Genomic DNA, 1,832 nt, shown 5'->3' with positions numbered 1-1,832 from the left:
GCTCGGTAACTGGGCCATTTGTACCACAAGGCATCATGCTGCATACGGATACGACAACAGCAGATGGCCCTGGTCATAATGGTATTGTTCAGTCCCCTACAACAAATGATTGGTATATTTTTTACCATAAGCGTTATCTGAGTAGTTCACAGCGTGTACTGGCGTTTGRTAAATTTGAGTTTAATGCAGATAATACGATTAAACCAGTCGAAATGGCAGTGGAGGATAACTTTGATGATGGCAATGATACAGGGTGGACAAAATATGGCGGTACATGGACGGTAGAAGGCGGTCAGTATAATGTAGCATCAAATCCGGGTGCCAAGGCTCTGCTGGACACCAATTTCTCGGATCTGATTTATGAAGCTGATGTGACACCAGGTTCAACCGGTAATGCAGGTCTGGTATTCAGGGTATCCAATCCTGGAACAGGCGCGGATGCTTATCAAGGCTATTACGCTGGACTCGATGTTTCCAATCAGAAGGTATTGATAGGGAAAGCAAATAATAACTGGACATCACTTGCCACTGCTTCTATGAGCTTAACGGCTAATACAAAGTATCATGTTAAAATTGTCGCACAAGATGACTCTATTAGGGTCTATGTTGGTGATATGACTACACCTAAGGTTAGTGTGACGGATGCAACCTATAAGGGGGGGAGTATAGGCGTTAGGACGTACGATTCAGCTGCAAAATTTGATAATATTTCAATTCAAAGCAGTCGGTATGAAACAGAAAATTTAATTGTAAGCGCAACCTCAGGCGACAAACATGCCATGTTCGGAAATGGAACCGGTCGGGACCTCAGCCTGAGCGGTGGATTTGGAACTGCGCTGGAAGCCGATGCAGTCAATGACTATGTGACATACACGGTGAATGTGCCTGAAGCACGCAGCTATAGTGTAAGGGTCGGTGTGAAAAAGGGGAACAACAGAGGGCAGTTCCAGTTGTCGGTCAATGGTGTAAATCATGGTACAGTTCAGGATTTATATTCAAATGCATTTAGCTATGTGGAACTGAATGTGGCAAATATAACCTTCAGCTCGGCAGGCGAGAAATCCTTCAAGTTCAATGTTGCAGGTAAAAATGGCTCAAGCGCAGCCTACCATCTGTCACTTGATTATATTAAACTAGTACCTAACTGATGCAATCAGGTAGTCAATCTTAAGACCTAGGCCCTAGCCTAGGTCTTTTTACTTTAATGAGATCGTTTATATGTGTGGGAACAGGCCATTTCTGTAACGAGTTATTGTTTGCTGGCAATAATTTTATCAAGAAACTTATCTGCATCACTATTAAATTTCCAAACAACACCAAATTTATCAGCTAACATTCCGAAGCAGGAAGACCAAGGCATTTCTGATAACGGCATGATAACATAACCACCTACAGACAAATTAGAAAAGTAATTTTCCAATGTCTGTTTATCATCAATAACGATACTAATCAGTATATTGTTGCCTTTAACCAACTCGCCCGTTACACTTTTCATTGAAGGTAGAATATCCGACATCATGATTTTCCCGCCTGCAAATTCGATTGAAGATTCCATGATCATATTTAATTCATTTTCTGGCAATGGATAGTTTGGATCTTGGGGAAAATCGCTGAATTTCACCTTTTTTACCTCGTTCGCATGTAAAGCCTCCGAATAAAATTCAATCGCTAGTTCTGCGTTTCCGTCAAAATTTAAATATGTAATAGCTGACATAAAGTTATACCTCCTTCTTGTGATAAATGTAGTATAATCCACAAAAGGTGACAGCTGTTTGTCACTGTTCTTAGATTAAGTTGAGAAAAAGTGGGGGATATATGGACAAGGTTGAGAG

The 1,832-nt window shown here is 41.1% G+C and carries 2 protein-coding genes; one reads left to right on the top strand and one right to left on the bottom strand.

Features of this window, described 5'->3' with window-relative positions; genetic code table 11:
* Positions 1-1,148: 3-keto-alpha-glucoside-1,2-lyase-like domain-containing protein (locus AC1DUA_RS35925; protein ID WP_477504283.1), on the top strand; the 1,148-nt coding region annotated here is incomplete at its 5' end.
* Positions 1,149-1,249: 101 nt separating this feature from the next.
* On the opposite strand, the gene AC1DUA_RS35920 is transcribed toward AC1DUA_RS35925, so the two are convergent.
* A complete protein-coding gene (locus AC1DUA_RS35920) occupies positions 1,250-1,714 on the bottom strand; it encodes a VOC family protein (protein ID WP_477504282.1) in 465 nt (154 codons plus the stop codon).
* Between the last annotated feature and the right edge of the window lie 118 nt (positions 1,715-1,832).

The organism is Paenibacillus sp. 01T422, from assembly GCF_056398785.1.
Note: the sequence above shows the minus strand (reverse complement) of the source record. Positions and strands in the feature narration are given on the sequence as shown.